The sequence below is a fragment of the Enterobacter sp. KB-280D8 genome (genome assembly GCF_041399405.1).
Taxonomy (GTDB): domain Bacteria; phylum Pseudomonadota; class Gammaproteobacteria; order Enterobacterales; family Enterobacteriaceae; genus Enterobacter; species Enterobacter cloacae_N.
Window position 1 is genome coordinate 680,828 of sequence record NZ_JBGKEC010000002.1, and the last position, 20,625, is coordinate 701,452.

Consider the following 20,625-nt stretch of genomic DNA (forward strand, 5'->3'; position numbering starts at 1 on the left):
CGCCATTTCCAGGAGGGAGACCATGCGAATGACAGTGCGCCGTTACCGGCGGCGGCGTACAGGAAGTGATGCACTGGGATTTACGCGCTCACCATTTGCTCCCCCCTTTTTCGACCGGCTCGAATTTTTGAGCCAGTCCATCAGCCAGCCCCGAAAAACCGATGCTCCGTTTATTATCCTTGTTACGGAAGATCATTTTCTGCGCACCGGTTTTCTCAATGGGCAGTTTCCCCTGAGCAGCTGTTGTGACTACACCTCGCTGGATGATGCGCTGGGCGCCCAGTTCCAATGGCCTTCAGCCCGTCTGGTGGTGGATATCGAAAGCCGTTCCACCGGGCTTATCGATCAGCTGGATCGGTTAAGAAGGCATAGCCTGTATCCCCCCTTCCTGACGCCGTGGCTTCTGGTCCGGGCAGATAATTATGATACCCGCCTGTTCTGCAAGGCGGCAGGCCCTTTTCACGTGCTGGAACGTCAGATGAACGCGGCAGGACTTCAGCACAGCCTGATGGATTCTCGCCCCCCGCAGGGTTCCGACAAAGACTGGTTTTCCCGCAACGAATGGCCCATTCTGCAGGAGCTTGCCCGCGGTAAGACGTTACGTCAGATTGCCCTTTTGCAGAATCGTCCCTATAGCCGCATTATCTACCGTCTCAGCTGCATCCTGCTGAAGCTGGGGTTGAGCCATCGCCAGGAATTGTTACACCTTCTTAATAACCTCTCAGACTGTACGTTTTAACTTGCGCACTAACCTCTTATTTCCTAAAGCGCTTTAGGAATTTACTTACCCTCAATGTTAATTAATGGTTAAATTTTAACAATATATTCGATTTTATAACTATTCCTAATTTATGGTCCGAAACCATGTGAAATGTCACAGATTGAATCAATGGCAGCACTTTCCTCCATCCGTTAAGTGAAAGCAGAAGGCGTTAATAAGATGATAATGATGTAAAAACAAGCAGCTTCGCTTCACTCTCCTGGAGCGGAAAGCAAAGTGAATAGCATGTTCTCCTGTGCGATGATGGTGCGACGGTGATACGCCTTAAGTACTTTCAGATGAAGGTTTGACACTCTGCGGGATACTTTTTCGCCTCAATTTCCCTGGCTCGCCCTCCGAATTGAGGCTCTCTTTTGTTAACAATATCGCAACATAAAGAGACATCTGTTATTTTTTGTTATTACATAAAGATGAAAAGATGTGGTAAATAGGATAACAGGATATTTCCGCTAAATTTAAAAAAATAGCCATTCAGATCCAGAAGATAATACAAACCAATAAGCGGAGGTTAATTTACAGGGTTTTCGGAAAAAACTTACCCTGTATAATAAGAAGCGTACCAAATCTGAATAAGAAAAACCTTTTTGCCAACACCAGCCAAATGAGATGACCGCGCTGAGGCACCGTTCTTTTCATTACGTAAACAAGGATGCTTTCGCTCTTTCCAGGGAAATACTACGGTATAGGGATCTGCACTTTATATCCTTCCGGCATTTCGAGAGTTTTACAAAACTCTGCATAACGCTTTTAACAATCTGAGGCATTAAAAATGAAACCGGCATCCGTTATCATTATGGACGAACATCCTATCGTCAGAATGTCGATAGAGGTCCTGCTACAGAAAAATAAAAATATCACAGTCAAGCTTAAGTCTGGCGATAGCCATGAAGTTCTTGACTGCATTCGCAATCATCCTATCGATTTGGTGATCCTTGACATCGAACTCACGGGCACAGACGCATTCGCTTTACTGAAGAGAATCAGAAACTTAAAAAAAGACATCAAGGTTCTGTTCCTCTCCTCTAAATCAGAGTTATTTTACGCGGGTCGTGCGATTCGCGCCGGGGCCAACGGCTTCGTCAGTAAACGAAAAGATTTGGGTGAGATCTACAACGCCGTAGAGATGATTCTGATGGGCTATTCTTTTTTCCCGTCTGAAACGCTGAATTTTATAAACCATATGGGTTCAGGAAAAGGGATGGCTGTAGATATGCCATTATCGAATCGTGAGGTCACGGTATTGCGTTATCTGGCGAATGGATTATCCAATAAGGAGATTGCTGAGCAGCTATTGTTGAGCAATAAAACCATTAGTGCGCACAAATCCAATATTTATTCCAAGCTTGGCGTGCAAAGCATCGTGGAATTAATCGATTACGCCAAAGCGCACGAGCTACTATAACCTGAATTCACTCCCTGCAGTTTATCTGAGCTGCAGGGAGTGCGGTCAGTGCTAATTATAATTAATCATGAAGGTGGCATCCGCATCAGCCCGTCCGGGCTGAGGGTTATCGGCAGTGGCAATATAATTGGCATAAAATGACAGCGTCGCATTCCCCTGCGCATCAACCGTGACCGGCTGGCTGGCCTGCTGAAGCGCCAGGCGCGTCTTATCCGCATCCCTGATCTCAACGGCGACGTGGCTCGCTGTACTGGCATCATTCAGCGCCAGCAATCCGCTGTTGCTCCCGTCAGCTTTACCGGAGAACGTTATGGACGCCGCCCCGGGCGGGCAGCCGGTCAGCTTCAGCGTGAAGGGCATTGGCTGCGTGCGGCTCCCCGTGGTGTTGAGCTGCTTCGTGGGCCAGGTGCCCAGCGTGACCGTTTTGTCGCTATCGTTACCCTCTGCCACGCAGGTGAAATCGACAATATTGCCGTAGAGCCGAATATTAATTTCGCCCAATGCGGTTTCCGCCTGAGCCTGGGTGCAAAGCGCAAAGAGCGCCACGGTGATAAAACGGATCCCGTTTCGCATGTCTGCTCCTTAGTCGTAATCCACGCGCAAATATCCGCGCGAGGTAAAGCGCCCTTCCGCTGGCTTGTTGCCCGTCACGCTCACCGGCCAGACCCTGATCCCCACCTGCGCCTGGGCGCTGTCGTCCAGGCGGAACGGAATTTTGCTCGTCAGGTTGTTAGGCGTGAGCGGCGCACCGCTCTCGTTGGCAATGATGAACCCCACATCCGGGTTATCCGACACCAGCACGTTATCGGAGACCTTTTCAGCTTCGACGCGCATCGTCAGCATGGCGTTTGCCTCCACGTTGGTGCATTTAATCGCGATGGTTTTGCTTTGCGATGAGACGCCCTCCGGCTTGTTACCCACGCCAGCCTTGCTGAACAGGGAGGCGCCAATGTCGCCGAAATCAAACTCAACCACATTGCCGGCGTTGATGGCGCAGCTCTGCGGCACCTGAATGATTCCGCTGTAGCTGATGGTGTAGACCGGCGTGGTCAACGGATCGGAGGAGGTGGTGGTGACGTAAACCCGGAACATGGTGGCACGCGGGATCACCACCATATTGATAAAGCGTCGGGTCACCTTAAGACGGAAAATAAGACTGGAATCCTGCACGCCAAACGGTTTGTTTTTTGAAACGTTCGGATGGCTCCCCATTTGGATATAATTTTTGGGTGGATAAAACGCGCCAGCATAGCTGTCCGTGATTTTCATCGCCCCGTCCAGATAGTCGTTAAGCTTCAGATACTGATAGCCATCGCTGGTCCCGGTGACCGGATAATCCGTGACGTAGCTGCGCTTGGTCGTATTCCCGACGGTGCCCTTCGGGCAGACGGCATTGACCCCCACCCACTGCGATTTCTCGCTGAGGGTCACAACCTGCCCAACCTGGTTATTCGAGCTGTTGAATTTATCCGTCAGGTCGTAATGCACCTCCGTCGGCACGCCCTTTTCATTGACGCACACGGTGGCTAACGCGTTTGTCGCGGGCAGGAGTGCCAGAAGCGACAAGGCTAAGATATGGATTTTAATCACAGCGGATCCCCTTAAGTGTGATCGCCTGTTGCAGGCTCTTTTCAGGCAAGCTGTAAGGCGCACGGCACTGGGATTGCGCCCCGTTCCCCCACTGGATCAGCAATTCGCCTTCCAGCGGCAGCCCACTCAGGTATATTTGCCCGTCATCACCCACCATGCTGGTCATGCCGCTCTGGACTTCACGCACCACGGCGCCGAACGGCACGGGCTGGTTGCCACGCGTTACCGTCAGCAAAGCGCGCACGCCAATGCGGGTATCAAAGCTGGCGCGGACCAGCGCGCCTTTGGTTGGCACCACGCTGCTCACGTTGTTTTCAATATCGGTGCTGTTGCTCATGGTATTGGTGTCCAGCGCCACGCGGTTGTAGCGGTAGACGGTGGCATACGGCATGACCGCGTAGCCTCGCCAGTCGGTCTTCACGCCGGTCTGGTTTTCCACGCTGACGCCTGATGCCCCCGGCGCCTTAATCAGCACGTTGGTATCGCCCAGCGGCTGGCTGAAGGTCACGCCGTCGGCATGGCCAACCACCCCGCCGGAGAGCTGCCAGTTGAGATCGTGCTGATCGCGGGAATAGTTGTAGCCCACGCCCAGCGTGCCGTAGGTCGCCTGCCAGTTGGCGCTGGCGCTTCCGCTTGAGCCATTGGTGCTGGCGTGTCCCTGGGTCACGCTGTAGTTCAGGTTGCGATCCTCCAGCAGCGTGCCGCTGACGCCGGTTTGCCAGCTCGTGTCGCCATCGCTGTTTCGGCTGGCGGATGCGGTGGCATAGGCGCGATCGATCGCGCTGTCCCGGCGATAGCCCTGACGGGTAAAGAGGCTAAACGGCACGGAGACGTTAAACGACGCGATCCGGTCGGTACCGTCGATCCCGACGGATTTGTTCCACGACCATGACAGGGAGTAGTTGATTCCCTTCACGCCCCCCGCGTAGCCCAGCTGATACCAGAGGTTCGTTTCGTCCGTTCCCCAGTATGTTTGCTCGCTCCCGGAGATATAGACCGAACCGTAGTCCCCCAGCGACTGGGAAATGTTGAGCTGGAAGCGGCCTTTTTTATTCCACGTCAGGTTGTGATAGCTCTGCACGTCCGGCACATCGTTATCGTCCTGGCTATCGGCATACTGGTAGCCCTCCATTGAGCGCCAGGCCACATCGTCCAGGGTGTAAAACCCTTTTGTGGAGTAGCGATAACCCAGCAGCTGGAAGTTGGTGCCAAATCCGTTCAGCGATTTTGCATAAAGAAAACGCAGGGACTGCCCTTCATGTTTGCTGTCGTCCGCGAGCTGGCTGCGGGCGTGGGTGATATCGACGGAGACGGCCCCCCAGTCACCGAGGTTTTTCCCGGCACCGACGGCCAATGCGGTATAGCGTGACGCCAGCTGGGTGCCGCCATAGAGCGTAATGCCGTTGGCCAGGCCGGTAATCAGGGTGCCCTGGGCGAAGAATGGTGTATCCTGGTCGCTGTTACCGCTGCGGTAATCCCCCACCACGAGGTCATATTTCCAGCGACCTTCACGCTGCAGGAGTGGCACGGTGGAGTACGGCACGGTGTAGCGCTGCTGGCTGCCGTCTTTCTCTTCCACCGTAACGTCCAGGTCACCGCTGGAGGAGGTCGGGTTAAGATCGGTGATGGCGAACGCGCCGGGCTGGACGTAGCTCTGATAGATAACGTAGCCGTTCTGGCGAACCACCACTTTGGCAGGCGTACGGGCAATACCGCGCACGGTCGGCGCGTAGCCCTGCAGGCTGTCGGGATACATGCTGTCGGACGAGAAAAGCCGCCCGCCGCGAAAACCGACGCTGTCGAAAACGTCATTCCCGGTGTTACTGTCGCCCAGCACCAGCTCACTTTTCAGCGGGATAACGGTGCGCTGCGCCCAGGTGCCAATATTCTGCCACTCGCTGCGCCGCTTGCCGTTATTTTGCGTGTAGCGCCATGCGCCGTTGTTACGTAACCGCCAGGCACCATAGTTAAGCCCGCTCTGCAGGTTCAGGTAATAGCTGTCGTCTTCGCTTCCCCGGTTGCCCGTGAAGCTGTAGTTCACCAGCGCGGCGGGAATGCCTTCATCCCACTGTTCAGGCGGAATATAGCCGCGCGCGCTGTTCTGCATCGCCACCTGCGGGAGGCTGACATTAAGGCGCTGCGAGGCAAAGTTAAATACCGTTTCGCTGCCGGGAATGGCCGTGGTCAACGGAACGCACGTTTCACCCTGCACGTTAGCCAGTTCGGGAAATGCGGCAACGTTGACGCCAAAGCGATCGAGCATCGCGCGCGTAATGCACGGCGACAAACCGCCCGCCATCGGCGGCATGTTCTCGGCCTGCTCAAAACGCACGTCCTGGGTGCCGATAAACTCATCGTTACGCCAGATATCCACGCGATAAATGCCGGGCGCCTGCTGGTGCCCCTGTTCAAAACGCGACAAATCCGCCACGCTGGCGGTGTCGTCGGACAAGAAGGCCGGGTTGAAGTAGCTTTCGCTCCAGCCGGCCTGCGGCCAGAGCGCGGCCATCAGCGCCAGTGCAACCGGGCAGTAACGTCCCTGGTGATTTTTCATCGCCCTGACTCTGCTCACAGGTTGACGCTGCGCGCTGGTGTAATGGCGCCGTAGTCATTCACGCTCTGCCAGGAGAGCGTACCGCCGGCCCCGGCGGGCAGCACCTGCTGAGCCGAGTTTTTCGGCGCCACCATCAGGTTTTCCAGCGTCTGGCCGCCCAGCTTCAGGTTGACCAGGGTGATGTAGTACGGAGAGGCGTTGCTGACTTTAAGATGATTCCCCACGCGCTCAAAACGCAGCTGGGACAGCGCCTCATCCGGCTGCATCGCCAGGTTAGTCGGGCGCACAAACAGCTTGATGCGTGAGAGGATCGCCAGCTGCAACACGTTATTGTTTTCTGTTTTCGCTTTATTCACTGACGGGATCGCCTTCACGTTCATGTAAAAGAGCGATTCGCGATCGGCAGGCAGCGCCGGACCGGCGTAAATAATACGCAGCGTGTTTTCGCTGTCCGGCTCGCTAACGAACAGCGGCGGCGTGACGGCAAAGGTTTTTTCCTTTTGACCGCTGGCATTTTCGATCCACGCGTTAATTAAATAGCGTTCTTGTTTATTGCTGTTGGTGATCGCCAGCGACGTTTGCTTCGCATCCGCCGGATAAATAACGCGCGTGGCCCCCAGCGCAATACCGCCGGAAGCATTCGCGCAAGCAGAAACCATCATTAAAATAAACGATAAAAGCAGTCCTGGTTTAATTAGCATATTCATCAAAACCGTACCTTTAATAATGTGTTCGCAGGTGTTATGGATAAATCAACGTAAACCAGACATCCGACTGTATATTGCCTGGCACGAGGTGTTCGGAAATAGCGCGATAGCGGGCGCTAAAATGAAATGCGAGTTCGCTGGTATTGACCGGCAGCCAGCTAATGGCCGTCGCATTCGGGATAATCTGACGCTGCTGCTCATCAAAAAGCGCCAGCCCCACGCCGCTGCTTACAGGCGTTTCACCTGGCCGCGATGTCGCCAGAAAAACCTGCGGATCTTCCGCGGGCGTCACGCCCTGAAACTGGATCCCCACGGTGCGCGAGACATCCACGCTGCAGTCCAGCAGCCGCACGGTGAAAGGCACATTAACCGTTGAAAAGCTGCCCACACCGGAAAATGAATTGGTTCGGTACTGCCCCATGTCGATGCGCATATTCTGGCTGTCGGGCGCCACGGCGCAGCCGCCGTTTACCAGCTCCCCCCGGAGATGCACCTTGCCGCCTTCGATCACCACGGTATGTGCCGATGCCGGGCAAGCCATCGCGAGGGTTAACAGCAATAGTGTTCCAGTCCTTGTCATCCTTCGTTCCTGGCAGTAGCGTATGACGGGCCTCGTCCCTGAGGCCTGAACATCCCTGTGCGAGGGTATTATTCGTATTTCATTACGAAGGTGGCGTCAGCGTTCGCCTGGCCTGGCTCGGTGGTCGCAGCCGTTGATTTGTAGCGCGCGGTAAATTGCAGGGTGTTAGTCCCTTTAATCAGGTCTTTCGCGGCAGAGAAGGTCGCACCGTCCGGGGTCAGCACGCTGGATTTGCTGTCGAGGATTTCAATACCCACGCCTTTCGCGGTGTTGTCGTTGTTACCGGACGTCACGGCCAGCAGAGTTTTGTCGGTCGCGTCGATCTGGCCGGTGAAGGCAACGGCAGCGGTTTTAGCAACCAGCGGATCGCAGTCATTCAGTTCGATGTTGAACGGAATATTAGAGGTGGTGTCGCCCACTTTGGTGAATTTCGCGGTACGATACTGACCGAGATTAACCGTCTGCTCGGAAGAATCGGTATTTACTGAACAAGCAGCATTAACCAGTTCACCTTTAAAATGCACGGTACCGCCATTTACGGTAACCGGCGTAACCGGGTCGGCTGCATTAGCGGCACCCGCGACCAGGGCCAGTGTTGCAATAACAGAAGAAGCAATGTTGCTGAGTTTCATGTCTATTCCTTTAAAATGTAAATAACCCTTCCCGCGAAAATCGGGAATAAGAAATACGTTCAATTGATTAATTGAAAGCTTATTTCGGAGAAGACAAAGTAGCTCAGGACGTGATTTTTAAATATGTCAAAACACTGCCATTTCGCCAGGTCACATCCTAATACCGCCTAAGAAATTGACCATCCCTTAAGAAGGGTTTTTGCGCCTCGCGGATGAAAACTCGTAAAGGGTGACTGACAGCGGCGCTCGCTTCTGACAAAATACACGCCATCCCCCCTTTCAAACGTTACAGACGGAATCTTCTCTCTGATGGCAGCAAAGATTATTGACGGTAAAACGATTGCGCAGCAGGTGCGCTCTGAGGTCGCGGAAAAAGTGAAGGCGCGTAAAGCGGCAGGATTTCGCGCCCCCGGGCTGGCCGTTGTGCTGGTTGGCAGCAACCCGGCATCGCAGATTTATGTCGGCAGCAAACGCAAAGCGTGTGAAGAGGTGGGGTTCGTCTCCCGCTCTTACGATTTGCCGGAAACCACCAGCGAAGCGGAACTACTGGAACTTATTGACACTCTGAATGCCGATAAAGAGATCGACGGCATTCTGGTTCAGCTGCCACTGCCGGCAGGTATCGATAACGTGAAGGTGCTGGAGCGTATCGCGCCGGATAAAGACGTTGACGGTTTCCATCCGTATAACGTGGGTCGCCTGTGCCAGCGCGCGCCGCGTCTGCGCCCGTGCACCCCGCGCGGCATCGTGACGCTGCTGGAGCGTTATAACATCGACACCTACGGCCTGAACGCCGTCGTCATCGGTGCGTCCAACATCGTGGGCCGCCCGATGAGCATGGAGCTGCTGCTGGCGGGCTGCACCACCACCGTGACCCACCGCTTTACCAAAAACCTGCGTCACCACGTCGAGAATGCCGACCTGCTGATCGTCGCAGTGGGCAAGCCGGGCTTTATTCCAGGCGAGTGGATTAAAGAGGGCGCGATTGTCGTGGATGTAGGGATTAACCGTCTGGAAAACGGCAAGGTGGTCGGCGACGTGGTCTACGAAGATGCGGCGGCTCGCGCCTCTTACATCACGCCAGTACCGGGCGGCGTTGGCCCGATGACCGTCGCAACGCTGATTCAGAATACTTTGCAGGCATGCGAAGAGTACCACGATGTAGAGGAAGCATAAGATGGCCACATTTTCATTAGGCAAACACCCGCACGTTGAGCTGTGCGATCTGCTCAAGCTCGAAGGCTGGAGCGAAAGCGGCGCTCAGGCGAAAATCGTTATCGCCGACGGGCGGGTTTTAGTCGACGGCGTGGTGGAAACCCGCAAGCGCTGCAAGATTGTCGCGGGACAGACCGTGAGCTTTGAAGGTCAGAGCGTGACCGTGACGGCCTGAGTTTCCCCCCTCACCCTAACCCTCTCCCCAAAGGGGAGAGGGGATCAAAAACCCCCTACCTCCATCACGGTTAATTATCGATCAACTTCAAAGAATCACTATTTCATCTGTTGAAAGGTGAGAATTCAGTTGCGCAGTTTTCACTCTTTCCCCACGATAAGTAGAACGTTCTACTAAAACGTTCTACTTACAATAACAGCGCCAAAAAAAGCGCTACTCGGGGGAAATCAGCATGAGTCTGATATCAGGGTTTGTTAAATCGCTGTCTAAGTTATCAATGATTGGTCGCGCCTTAATGCTGCCAATTTCACTGCTTCCCGCTGCGGGCCTGCTGCTGGCCTTCGGCGATAAGTTCCACCTGCCGCTAATGATGAACGCCGGCGGGGTTATCTTTGATAACCTGCCGATGCTGTTTGCCATAGGCTCCGCCGTGGGTCTGGCGTCCGAGTCCGGCATCGCGGCGCTCTCCGCGGCAGTCTCGGTGTTTGTCACCAACATCACCATCAGCACCGTGCTGAGCATTACGCCGGAAATGGCCTCACAGGGCGGGAAATACGCCATGGTGGTCGGTATCCCGACGCTGCAGATGGGCGTCTTTGGCGGTCTTATCTGCGGGATCCTCGCAGCCTGGTGCTATAACCGCTTCCACACCATGCAGTTGCCGGAGTTCCTCGGCTTCTTCTCCGGGAAGCGCTTTGTGGCAATCGCCACGGCGTTCCTCTCTTTCCTGATGGGGCTGCTGCTGCCGTACGTCTGGCAGCATATTCAGGCCGGTATCGACGCGCTCTCCGTGATCGTGAACGGCGACAACCAGGCGGCATCGACCTTTATCTTCGGCCTGGTGGAGCGCGCACTGATCCCGCTCGGCCTGCACCACATCTGGTACCCGTCCTTCTGGTATTCGTTCGGGGATTACACCACCCAGGCGGGCCAGGTGATCCACGGTGACCAGACCATCTGGTTCAAGATGCTCGAAGAGGGGGTGAAATCCTTCAGCAGCGACACCTACCAGAACGCCGGTAAGTTCATGCAGGGCGAGTTCCCGCTGATGCTGTTCGCGCTGCCTGCGGCGTGCCTGGCGATGTACCACGAAGCGCACACCAAAAATAAGAAAATCGCGGCCGGTATTCTGTTCTCTGCGGCGCTCACCTGCTTCCTGACGGGGATCACCGAGCCGGTAGAGTTCACCTTTATCTTCGTGGCGCCAATTCTGTACGTCTTTAACGCCATCATGGCGGGCCTGGCGTACATGACCATGTACCTGCTGCACGCGCATATCGCCAAATCGTTCTCGGCGGGCTTTATCGACTACCTGTCGTTCGGGATCCTGCCGTCGTTTAACGGCTATCAGACCAACTTCCTGAGCGCCATTATCATCGGCATCCCGATGGCGCTGATTTACTACTTTACGTTCCGCTTCGTGATCCGCCGCTTCGACGTGAAAACGCCGGGCCGTACGGAAGTGACCGCCAGCGCGAATGACAAGTCCGATTCCGAACTTGCCACTGAAATCATCGGCCTGCTGGGCGGCGCGCAGAACATTGACTCCGTCGGCTCCTGCATCACCCGCCTGCGTCTGGAAGTGGCGAAGAGCGATGCGGTGGACAGGGACGGACTGAACGGTCTCGGCGCGCGCGGCGTGGTCTTCGTCGGCGATAACGGGATTCAGGTGATTTTCGGTGCGAGAGCACAGTTTATCGCCCAGACCATGTCCACCATGATCGGCAAATAATAAGATGCCTGAACGACACGTCTCCTGTACGCTGGGAGCCGTGTCTTATCCGACTGATAATCGGTAAATTTCAGGGAGCGGTTTTGAAGAAAGTCAGCATCATTGATGTCGCAAAGCACGCGGGCGTGTCGGTCTCTACCGTCTCGCTGGTGCTACGCCAGAAAGGGAAAATCTCAGAGGCGACGATCGAGAAGGTCAATGCCGCCATCACGACGCTGGGCTATGTTCATAACGTTGCCGCTGCCAACCTTCGCGCCAACACCTCCAATCTGATCGGCCTGATCCTGCGTGACTTCAGCGACAGCTTTTCCATCAAGGTGATGGCGAGCATCGTTCAGGAGCTGGAGAAGCAGGGTTATATGGTTTTTCTCGGCCAGCCGCTGAACGACCGTGAACATCTCGAACGCACCCTGCTGTCGTTTAAGCAGCAGGGTGTCGCGGGCGTTATTTATCTGGCGTCTGACACCTGTAACGCCGCTTTACCGGAGCAAATCCGCCAGTGCCCACTGCCGCTGGTGGTGGTCTCGCAGTCCCTGCTCGATGAAAAATGCAATCTGGTAATGCGCGACAACCGCCAGGCGGCGAACCTGGCCGCGCGCTATCTTATCGAGCGCGGACACCGCACGATCGCCTACATTGGCGGGCGCGAGGGTTGTCTTATCCGCGAGCAGCGCCTGCTCGGCTTTCGCAGCGCGATGACGCAAAACGGGCTGGTCTGGCGCGATGAATATTCACCGGCCTGCAGCGACGACACCCAGGCCGCCGCGATGGCGACGCGCCAGTTGCTGGAAAAAAACAACGCCATCACCGCCCTGCTTTGCCACTCCCCGGATGCGATGATCGGCTCCATTTCCGGCATTCATCAGGTGGGCCGCACCGTGGGGAAAGACGTCTTCTTAACCCAGCAGGTCGCGCTGATCGGTTTTGAAGATATGCTGCACGTTAACCTCACCTCCCCTTCCTTCACCTACGTCTCCTCGGCCAGCGATGAAACCGGGCGACAGGCGGCGGGGCTGATTATCCGCAAGCTTAAGGAGCCGGATCTGCAAACCCAGCGCATTACGCTTTCCGGGCAGCTTATCGCACGCGAGTCGGCGTAAAATCAGAATTTAGCACCGGTTTGCCGCAGCGAATTCGCTGCTATTCTGCCATGATTTGCCATGGATAAATGTAATGCCTACCGTTATTACTCACGCTGCTGTCCCTCTTTGCCTGGGCTTAGGTCTGGGAACCAAGGTCATCCCTCCCCGCCTGCTGTTTGCCGGTATCGTTCTCGCCATGCTGCCGGACGCCGACGTGCTGGCGTTTAAATTCGGCGTTGCCTACGGAAATGTTTTCGGCCATCGCGGCTTTACCCACTCCCTGCTGTTCGCCTTTGCGGTGCCGATACTTTGCGTGCTGATTGGCCGACGATGGTTCCGGGCCAGCCTGACGCGGTGCTGGCTATTTTTAACGGTGTCATTGCTGTCGCACAGCCTGCTGGATTCGATTACCACGGGCGGGAAAGGCGTCGGCTGGTTATGGCCGTGGTCGGATGAACGCTTCTTTGCGCCGTGGCAGGTGATTAAGGTCGCGCCGTTTGCGCTGTCGCGCTATACCACGCCGTACGGGCATCAGGTGATCGTTTCAGAATTGCTGTGGGTGTGGCTGCCGGGGGTAGTGCTGATGGGGTTACTGTGGTGGAAAAAGCGTGCGCGCTGATGCCCTCCACCCACAGTGAGAGGGAGACAACCGAACGATCCCCTCTCCCTTAGGGAGAGGGTTAGGGTGAGGGTGGAAATTACTTACGACGCCAGGTCGTTCCCTGCGGGCCGTCTTCCAGAATGATGCCCATCTCGGTCAGACGGTTACGCGCCGCATCCGCCGCCGCCCAGTCTTTCGCCTGACGCGCTTCCAGACGCGCTTTGATAAGCCGCTCAATTTCCGCCACTTCGCCGTCGTCCGCCTGCGCGCCGCTCTGCAGGAACACGTCCGGCTCCTGCTCCAGCAGGCCGAGCACGGAAGAGAGCTTGCGCAGATGGGACGCCAGCGCATTCGCCGCGGCCATGTCCTCTGACTTCAGGCGGTTCACTTCACGCGCCATGTCGAACAGCACGGAGTAGGCTTCCGGGGTGTTGAAGTCGTCGTTCATCACCTCAACAAAGCGCGCTTCGAATGCTTCGCCACCAGCCGCAGGCACTGATTTGTCGGTGCCGCGCAGGGCGGTGTACAAACGCTCCAGCGCCGAGCGCGCCTGCTTCAGGTTCTCTTCGCTGTAGTTCAGCTGGCTGCGATAGTGGCCGGACATCAGGAAGTAGCGCACGGTTTCCGCGTCGTAATACTTCAGCACGTCGCGCACGGTAAAGAAGTTGCCCAGCGATTTCGACATCTTCTCGCGGTCAACCATCACCATCCCGGAGTGCATCCAGTAGTTCACGTACTCGCCGCCGTGGGCGCAGGTGGACTGCGCGATTTCGTTTTCGTGGTGCGGGAACATCAGGTCCGAACCGCCGCCGTGAATGTCGAAGTGCTTGCCCAGCTGTTTGCAGTTCATCGCGGAACATTCAATGTGCCAGCCCGGGCGGCCTTCGCCCCACGGCGATGGCCAGCTTGGTTCGCCCGCTTTGGACATTTTCCACAGCACGAAGTCCATCGGGTTACGCTTCACGTCCACCACGTCCACGCGCGCGCCCGCCTGGAGCTGATCCAGATCCTGACGGGAAAGCGAACCGTAGGTTGGGTCCGTCGGCACCGAGAACATCACGTCACCGTTGTCAGCAACGTACGCGTGACCGCGCTCAATCAGCTTCTCGGTGATATCGATAATTTCGTGAATATGGTGGGTCGCACGCGGCTCGCTGTCCGGACGCAGAATATTTAAGGCGTCGAAGTCTTTGTGCATCTCAACGATCATGCGATCCACCAGCGCAACAAAGCTTTCGCCGTTTTCATTAGCGCGCTTGATGATTTTATCGTCGATGTCGGTAATGTTACGCACGTACTTCAGGTTATAGCCCAGGAAGCGCAGGTAGCGAGAGACGACGTCGAACGCGACAAAGGTACGGCCATGGCCGATATGACAGAGATCGTAAACCGTAATACCACACACGTACATGCCGACTTCCCCGGCATGGATAGGTTTAAATTCCTCTTTCTGGCGCGTCATTGTATTAAAGATTTTTAACATCGAAGATTCCATGTAAACACGTGTGTGGGTTGTTTGTTCCCTATAATACCCATAATTCGGAATAGGATCAGCACACAATGCAAGGTGATCGCGTCCTGTGGTTATGCTATAACAAGCCCCTATATATGACCCGAAGGCGGGTCGACGTACCACAATAACGGAACAGGATGCAAAAATGGTTACTTTCCACACTAATCATGGCGATATCGTAATCAAAACCTTTGATGACAAAGCGCCTGAAACAGTTAAAAACTTCCTGGACTACTGCCGCGAAGGTTTCTACAACAACACTATTTTCCACCGCGTGATCAACGGCTTTATGATCCAGGGCGGCGGTTTCGAGCCTGGCATGCGCCAGAAAGAGACCAAAGAAGCGATCAAAAACGAAGCGAACAACGGCCTGAAAAACACCCGCGGTACGCTGGCAATGGCCCGTACTCAGGCACCACACTCTGCCACCGCGCAGTTCTTCATCAACGTGGCGGATAACGACTTCCTGAACTTCTCTGGCGAAAGCCTGCAGGGTTGGGGCTACTGCGTCTTCGCAGAAGTGGTTGAAGGGATGGACGTGGTTGACAAGATCAAAGCCGTCTCTACCGGCCGCAGCGGTATGCACCAGGACGTTCCTAAAGAAGACGTTGTGATTACAAGCGTGACCGTCAGCGAGTAATTCGTGGCGACACTCTTTATTGCGGATCTGCATCTGCAAACAGAAGAACCGGCGATAACCGCCGGTTTTCTGCGTTTTTTACGCGGTGAAGCGAAAAGCGCCGATGCGCTGTACATCCTGGGCGACCTGTTTGAAGCCTGGATTGGCGACGACGACCCAAACCCGCTGCACCGTGAAATGGCTGCCGCCATTAAAACGCTGGTGGATTCCGGCGTCCCCTGCTACTTCATTCACGGCAACCGTGATTTCCTGCTCGGCAAGCGCTACGCCCGTGAAAGCGGTATGACGCTGCTGCCGGAAGAGCAGGTGCTCGACCTCTATGGCCGCAGGGTGCTGATCATGCACGGCGATACGCTCTGCACCGACGATACCGGCTACCTGGCGTTTCGCGCCAAAGTCCACACCCCGTGGATCCAGAAGCTGTTCCTTGCCCTGCCGCTGTTTATCCGCAACCGCATCGCCGCCAGAATGCGCGCGGGCAGTAAAGCCGCCAACAGCAGCAAATCCCTGACCATCATGGACGTTAATCCACTGGCGGTGGTGAACGTGATGGAAAAGCATGGCGTTCAGTGGTTGATCCACGGTCATACCCATCGTCCTGACGTGCATTCTCTTATCGCCAACGGTGAACCGGCCCATCGCGTGGTACTGGGCGCGTGGCACAGCGAAGGCTCTATGGTCAAAGTCACGCCAGAGGGCGTGGAGCTTATCGCGTTTCCGTTTTAACCCCCTCACAAGTTGTTCTATTTTTTTGAACAATATCGGCAAATTGTTTCGATTTTAATCAGCCCGTGGTCGGCCTATTATTTATCACATCAGGGCAACACGCCCTATCCCAGACAAAATACTTAAGGAATACGACCATGAAACCCATCAAAACTTTCGTTGCAGTTGCTGCTCTCACCCTGGTTTCTTTCGGTTCTTTCGCTCAGAGCGTGAGTGCAACCGGCTCAACCCTTGACCGCGCAGAAGCGAAAATTGCTGCCCAGGCTGCTGAACAAGGTGCGTCATACAAAATCACCAGCGCGCAGTTCAACAACCGCGTGTACATGACCGCAGAACTGACGAAATAATGATTGTCGCTCGACGAAAACAGACCGCCTGAACGCGGTCTGTTTTGTTATGAATTGATGGCAACAACGGCTCAAGATTTAACCGCGCAACCGTTTTCCTTGCCCGTATAACATGCTATTCTCTGTGCCCTCGAAAGCAGTGTGTTTCGCACCACAGGAGTTTTAAGACGCATGTCTTCCCGCAATAATCCGGCGCGTGTCGCCATCGTGATGGGGTCCAAAAGCGACTGGGCTACCATGCAGTTCGCCGCCGAAATCTTTGAAATCCTGAATGTACCGCACCACGTTGAAGTGGTCTCCGCGCACCGTACGCCGGACAAACTGTTCAGCTTCGCCGAAAGCGCCGAAGAGAACGGTTATGAGGTGATCGTTGCCGGTGCGGGCGGCGCAGCACATCTGCCAGGCATGATTGCCGCCAAAACCCTGGTGCCGGTTCTGGGCGTCCCTGTTCAAAGCGCCGCGTTAAGCGGTGTCGATAGCCTTTATTCCATCGTCCAGATGCCGCGCGGTATACCTGTCGGCACGCTGGCGATTGGCAAAGCGGGCGCGGCGAATGCCGCTCTGCTGGCCGCGCAAATTCTTGCAACGCACGACAAAGATTTACGCCAGCGTCTGGCGGCGTGGCGTAAAGCCCAGACCGACGAGGTGCTGGATAACCCGGACCCGCGGGGTGCAGCATGAAGCAGGTTTGCGTCCTCGGTAACGGCCAGCTGGGCCGTATGCTGCGTCAGGCCGGTGAGCCGCTGGGTATTGCCGTCTGGCCCGTCGGGCTGGACGATGAACCTGAGGCCGTCCCGTTCCACCAGAGCGTGATCACGGCAGAAATCGAACGCTGGCCGGAAACCGCGCTGACCCGCGAGCTGGCGCGCCATAACGCCTTTGTGAACCGCGACGTGTTCCCGATTATTGCCGACCGTCTGACGCAAAAGCAGCTGTTCGACAAGCTCGGTCTGCCGACCGCACCGTGGCAGCTGTTGTCCGACAAAAGCGAGTGGAATGACGTGTTCGCGATGCTGGGCGAACTGGCGATTGTAAAGCGTCGCGTGGGCGGCTACGACGGCCGCGGCCAGTGGCGCCTGCGCGCGCATGAAACCGCCGAGTTGCCGGACGACTGCTACGGCGAGTGCATCGTTGAGCAGGGCATCAACTTTAGCGGCGAAGTGTCGCTGGTTGGCGCGCGCGGGCACGACGGCCGCACGGTGTTTTACCCGCTGACGCATAACCTGCATCAGGACGGCATTCTGCGCACCAGCGTCGCCTTCCCGCAGGCCAATGCCGACCAGCAGGCGCAGGCGGAAGAGATGCTTTCCGCCATCATGCACGAGCTGGGCTACGTGGGCGTCATGGCGATGGAGTGTTTCGTCACACCATCGGGTCTGCTGATCAACGAGCTGGCTCCGCGCGTGCACAACAGCGGCCACTGGACGCAAAACGGCGCCTCCATCAGCCAGTTCGAACTGCATCTGCGCGCCATCACCGACCTGCCGCTGCCGAAGCCCGTCGTTAACAGCCCGTCGGTGATGATCAACCTGATCGGGACCGATCTGAACTACGACTGGCTAAAGCTGCCGCTGGTGCACCTGCACTGGTATGACAAAGAGGTCCGCGAGGGTCGTAAGGTCGGTCACCTGAACCTGAACGATACCGATACGGACCGCCTGAGCGCCACCCTGGAAGCGATCGTTCCTCTCCTGCCGCCGGAATATGCAAGCGGCATTGTCTGGGCACAGTCAAAGCTTAAGTAAGACATCCACGCCGGGGAGTTGACCTTCCCCTTCCCCGGCGTACAATCCCCGCCCATTGCTGCTGAGTTTTCTTCTGGAATAACCATGAACGATGGAACGGACTATCGCGCGATCCTCGCGTCTGATACCCCTTTAATCGACGTTCGCGCGCCGATCGAATTTGCCCAGGGCGCGATGCCTGCGGCAGTCAACCTGCCCTTGATGAACGACGACGAGCGCGCCGCCGTTGGCACGTGCTACAAACGCCAGGGCCCCGAAGCCGCGCTCGCGCTCGGCCATCGCCTGGTGAACGGTGAAACGCGCGACGCGCGTATCCGCGCCTGGCGGGAAGCCAGTCTTGCCCATCCTGAGGGCTTTCTCTGCTGCGCGCGCGGCGGCCAGCGCTCGCATATCTCGCAGGCCTGGCTTAAAGAGGCGGGCGTCGACTACCCGCTGATCCGCGGCGGCTATAAGGCCCTGCGTCAGACGGCGATTCAGGTGACGATCGAGCAGTCGCAAAAGCCGATGGTGCTAATCGGCGGCTGTACCGGAAACGGTAAAACGCTGCTGGTGAAGCAGCACCCGCAGGGCATCGATCTGGAAGGGCTGGCACACCATCGCGGTTCGTCGTTTGGCCGCACGCTCACGCCGCAGCTTTCCCAGGCCAGCTTTGAAAACCACCTTGCGGTTGAACTATTGAAAAAAGACGCTGCGCGTTGGGTGCTGGAAGATGAAGGCCGGATGATTGGCTCCAACCACCTGCCGGAGTGCCTGCGCGACCGCATGGTTGAAGCCCCTATCGTTGTCGTCGAAGACCCGTTTGAAATTCGTCTTGAACGCCTGCGCGAAGAGTATTTCGACCATATGTGGGCGGATTTTTCTGCCGCATACGGCGAGGAAGCGGGCTGGAAAGAGTACAGCGAGTACCTGCACCACGGCCTGTTCGCCATCCGCCGCCGCCTGGGGCTGCAGCGGTATGCAGAATTCACCGCGCTGTTAGATTCCGCGCTGTTGGAACAGCAACGCTCTGGCAGCACGGAGGCGCACTTCAGCTGGCTTGCACCGCTGCTGAAGGACTATTACGACCCGATGTACGGCTATCAGCTGGAGAAAAAAGCGGAGAAGATTGTGTATCGCGGGACGTTCGCAGACATTGCTGAGTGGCTTGATCGCTGAAAAAGAAAGCCGGGTGGCGAGGTAAAAGCAAAACGGCAACCAGGGTTGCCGTTTTTAATGTTTGTTCCCTCTCCCCGTGGGAGAGGGTCAGGGTGAGGGCATCAGGCCGCACCCTACAAGACCACTTAGAAGTCGTAACGCAGACGCACCAGATTCATGTCGCCCAGGTTGTCGGTGCTGGAGGTGAACACGTGTTCGTAATCCACGCGGAAACCGTAATCCAGCTGGAAGCTGATACCCACGCCGTTGTCGATACGCTGGTAGTTGCGGCCGTTCACGTACTCAATACGGTCACCCATGAAGTAAGGCTGGATGGATTTCACCGCGTACTGACCGATTGGGAATTTATACCCTGCGAAGTATTCAATACCCCACGCGTCGCCCGCAAAGTAGTCGTTAACAGACACTTTTTTGGTGGTCAGGAAGTTCTGGTACCAGCCGCCGCCCGCGGAGAAGGTCCAGTTGTCCGGCGTCCAGCTCAGTGCGGTACCGACGATATTCTGATCGTAGGTTTTGCTGTCGCCGTTGTCCGGGTTACGCATGTCGGCGCGGGTGTAGTTCCACGCTGCGCCCCAGGTCAGATCGGTGGTCAGGTGGTAATCGATACCCAGCGAGCCGCCGCCTTTGCGCTTGTAGCGCAGGCCGTTGCCCGGCAGGTATTCGCTGTCTTCAAACAGGTAGGATGCGTAAATGTCCGCATCGCCCACGGTTTTCTTATATTTCAGCATCTGGCGTGAACGGTAAGAGCCGTCGTAGTCGCCGTTGATCCCGTTACCCGGTGCCTGACCGATCATGTCGTAGTCCCAGATATCGGTTTTCACGCCAACCACATCATAGTAAACGCTGTTCTGTTGACCGAAGGTCAGCGTACCCCAGGTATCGCTCTTCAGGCCGGTGTAGAGCATACGGCGAGTGGTGTCGTGGGCGCCGTCTGCATAGTGATGATCCCAGTTAAACTGGGCAGGAATGTTCACTCCCAGCTCGTAGTAGCTGATCCAGCTGATGTCATCAAACAGGTAGTAATCAGCCGCGAAACGGAAACGGGTGCCGCCGTCAAAGCCGTTACGCTTGTAGCTGTTTTTACCGTCGTCGCCGGTCATGTTCTGGAACTGAGGACGGATACTGCCGCCAACGGTGAAGTTCAGACGGCTTAGCGGGTTACCCGCCTGAGGATCCTGCTTAAGAACGGTGATTTCCGCCTGAGAGGCGAACGTCGTTAATGCCACTGCCGCGCCAATCGTTACCGCCAGCGCTGATTTTTTTATAGTCATTATTTTTCCTTAATAGACACGCTGCTAAATATTTAGCTGGTGAATATTAACTGGAAATAATCGGGCTGTGGGGACGGGTTTTTAATGTTTTGTGCTACTAAATGAGTGGGTATTATCACTTTGTGCTATTTAAACATTACGCGCCGGCATTAAAACCCGGCGCGTAACTATCACCGT

At 56.0% G+C, this 20,625-nt stretch carries 21 protein-coding genes; 13 read left to right on the forward strand and 8 right to left on the reverse strand.

Translation table 11 applies throughout. From position 1 onward, the window contains the following. The first annotated feature begins 22 nt into the window (after positions 1 to 22). Positions 23 to 739 carry a response regulator transcription factor gene (locus AB8818_RS08730; protein ID WP_116341485.1) on the forward strand — a complete coding sequence of 239 codons (717 nt, stop codon included), beginning with the start codon at positions 23 to 25 and terminating at the stop codon, positions 737 to 739. Between the two features lie 811 nt (positions 740 to 1,550). Then, entirely contained in the window at positions 1,551 to 2,183 is a 633-nt protein-coding gene (gene fimZ, locus AB8818_RS08735; RefSeq protein ID WP_192983363.1) for a fimbria biosynthesis transcriptional regulator FimZ, read from the forward strand. Between the two features lie 51 nt (positions 2,184 to 2,234). Here the strand turns inward: fimZ and sfmF are convergent, their stop codons facing one another. From sfmF to fimA, 6 genes are all read right to left on the reverse strand, one after another. Continuing rightward, the gene (gene sfmF / locus AB8818_RS08740; protein ID WP_028012231.1) at positions 2,235 to 2,756 is read right to left on the reverse strand and encodes a fimbria assembly protein; all 522 of its coding nucleotides are present in this window, start codon (positions 2,754 to 2,756) and stop codon (positions 2,235 to 2,237) included. Positions 2,757 to 2,765: 9 nt separating this feature from the next. Beyond that, entirely contained in the window at positions 2,766 to 3,773 is a 1,008-nt protein-coding gene (gene fimH / locus AB8818_RS08745) for a type 1 fimbria D-mannose specific adhesin FimH (protein WP_116341489.1), read from the reverse strand. After that, the gene (locus tag AB8818_RS08750; RefSeq protein ID WP_192983365.1) at positions 3,766 to 6,327 is read right to left on the reverse strand and encodes a fimbrial biogenesis usher protein; all 2,562 of its coding nucleotides are present in this window, start codon (positions 6,325 to 6,327) and stop codon (positions 3,766 to 3,768) included. The genes fimH and AB8818_RS08750 overlap by 8 nt, the downstream gene beginning before the upstream one ends. 14 nt (positions 6,328 to 6,341) lie before the next feature. After that, positions 6,342 to 7,034, reverse strand: coding sequence for a type 1 fimbria chaperone FimC (gene fimC, locus AB8818_RS08755; RefSeq protein WP_116341493.1), 693 nt, complete (start codon positions 7,032 to 7,034; stop codon positions 6,342 to 6,344). A 34-nt stretch (positions 7,035 to 7,068) separates the two neighbouring features. Next, a complete protein-coding gene (gene fimI, locus AB8818_RS08760; RefSeq protein ID WP_116341495.1) occupies positions 7,069 to 7,614 on the reverse strand; it encodes a type 1 fimbrial protein subunit FimI in 546 nt (181 codons plus the stop codon). A 68-nt stretch (positions 7,615 to 7,682) separates the two neighbouring features. Further along, entirely contained in the window at positions 7,683 to 8,246 is a 564-nt protein-coding gene (fimA, locus tag AB8818_RS08765; RefSeq protein ID WP_028012226.1) for a type 1 fimbrial major subunit FimA, read from the reverse strand. Between the two features lie 309 nt (positions 8,247 to 8,555). Here fimA and folD point away from each other — a divergent pair, with 309 nt between their 5' ends. The 5 genes from folD to AB8818_RS08790 all read left to right on the forward strand — a co-directional run bounded on the left by folD (position 8,556) and on the right by AB8818_RS08790 (position 13,069). Beyond that, the gene (gene folD, locus AB8818_RS08770; protein ID WP_116341497.1) at positions 8,556 to 9,422 is read left to right on the forward strand and encodes a bifunctional methylenetetrahydrofolate dehydrogenase/methenyltetrahydrofolate cyclohydrolase FolD; all 867 of its coding nucleotides are present in this window, start codon (positions 8,556 to 8,558) and stop codon (positions 9,420 to 9,422) included. 1 nt (position 9,423) lies between these two features. Further along, the gene (gene ybcJ, locus AB8818_RS08775; protein ID WP_045356450.1) at positions 9,424 to 9,636 is read left to right on the forward strand and encodes a ribosome-associated protein YbcJ; all 213 of its coding nucleotides are present in this window, start codon (positions 9,424 to 9,426) and stop codon (positions 9,634 to 9,636) included. A 232-nt stretch (positions 9,637 to 9,868) separates the two neighbouring features. Continuing rightward, a complete protein-coding gene (locus AB8818_RS08780; RefSeq protein ID WP_028012223.1) occupies positions 9,869 to 11,368 on the forward strand; it encodes a PTS transporter subunit EIIC in 1,500 nt (499 codons plus the stop codon). A gap of 83 nt (positions 11,369 to 11,451) precedes the next feature. Beyond that, positions 11,452 to 12,468, forward strand: coding sequence for a Mal regulon transcriptional regulator MalI (malI, locus tag AB8818_RS08785; protein ID WP_116341504.1), 1,017 nt, complete (start codon positions 11,452 to 11,454; stop codon positions 12,466 to 12,468). Between the two features lie 73 nt (positions 12,469 to 12,541). Further along, entirely contained in the window at positions 12,542 to 13,069 is a 528-nt protein-coding gene (locus AB8818_RS08790) for a metal-dependent hydrolase (protein WP_192983367.1), read from the forward strand. A 79-nt stretch (positions 13,070 to 13,148) separates the two neighbouring features. Here the strand turns inward: AB8818_RS08790 and cysS are convergent, their stop codons facing one another. Next, complete coding sequence (gene cysS, locus AB8818_RS08795) at positions 13,149 to 14,534, reverse strand: cysteine--tRNA ligase (protein WP_116341508.1); 1,386 nt, start codon at positions 14,532 to 14,534, stop codon at positions 13,149 to 13,151. Between the two features lie 175 nt (positions 14,535 to 14,709). Between cysS and ppiB the strand changes: the two genes are divergently transcribed. From ppiB to mnmH, 6 genes are all read left to right on the forward strand, one after another. After that, complete coding sequence (gene ppiB / locus AB8818_RS08800) at positions 14,710 to 15,204, forward strand: peptidylprolyl isomerase B (protein WP_000256009.1); 495 nt, start codon at positions 14,710 to 14,712, stop codon at positions 15,202 to 15,204. A gap of 3 nt (positions 15,205 to 15,207) precedes the next feature. Further along, a complete protein-coding gene (lpxH, locus tag AB8818_RS08805) occupies positions 15,208 to 15,930 on the forward strand; it encodes a UDP-2,3-diacylglucosamine diphosphatase (protein WP_116341510.1) in 723 nt (240 codons plus the stop codon). Positions 15,931 to 16,067: 137 nt separating this feature from the next. Next, positions 16,068 to 16,277 carry a YdgH/BhsA/McbA-like domain containing protein gene (locus AB8818_RS08810; protein WP_192983368.1) on the forward strand — a complete coding sequence of 70 codons (210 nt, stop codon included), beginning with the start codon at positions 16,068 to 16,070 and terminating at the stop codon, positions 16,275 to 16,277. 171 nt (positions 16,278 to 16,448) lie between these two features. Next, positions 16,449 to 16,958, forward strand: a complete 510-nt coding sequence (gene purE / locus AB8818_RS08815) for a 5-(carboxyamino)imidazole ribonucleotide mutase (protein WP_116341514.1) — start codon at positions 16,449 to 16,451, stop codon at positions 16,956 to 16,958. Then, the gene (gene purK / locus AB8818_RS08820; protein WP_116341516.1) at positions 16,955 to 18,022 is read left to right on the forward strand and encodes a 5-(carboxyamino)imidazole ribonucleotide synthase; all 1,068 of its coding nucleotides are present in this window, start codon (positions 16,955 to 16,957) and stop codon (positions 18,020 to 18,022) included. Before purE ends, purK begins: the two co-directional genes overlap by 4 nt. Positions 18,023 to 18,106: 84 nt before the next feature. Next, positions 18,107 to 19,177, forward strand: a complete 1,071-nt coding sequence (mnmH, locus tag AB8818_RS08825) for a tRNA 2-selenouridine(34) synthase MnmH (RefSeq protein ID WP_116341518.1) — start codon at positions 18,107 to 18,109, stop codon at positions 19,175 to 19,177. 125 nt (positions 19,178 to 19,302) lie between these two features. Here the strand turns inward: mnmH and AB8818_RS08830 are convergent, their stop codons facing one another. Continuing rightward, positions 19,303 to 20,448, reverse strand: coding sequence for a porin (locus AB8818_RS08830; protein ID WP_116341520.1), 1,146 nt, complete (start codon positions 20,446 to 20,448; stop codon positions 19,303 to 19,305). Positions 20,449 to 20,625: the final 177 nt, after the last annotated feature.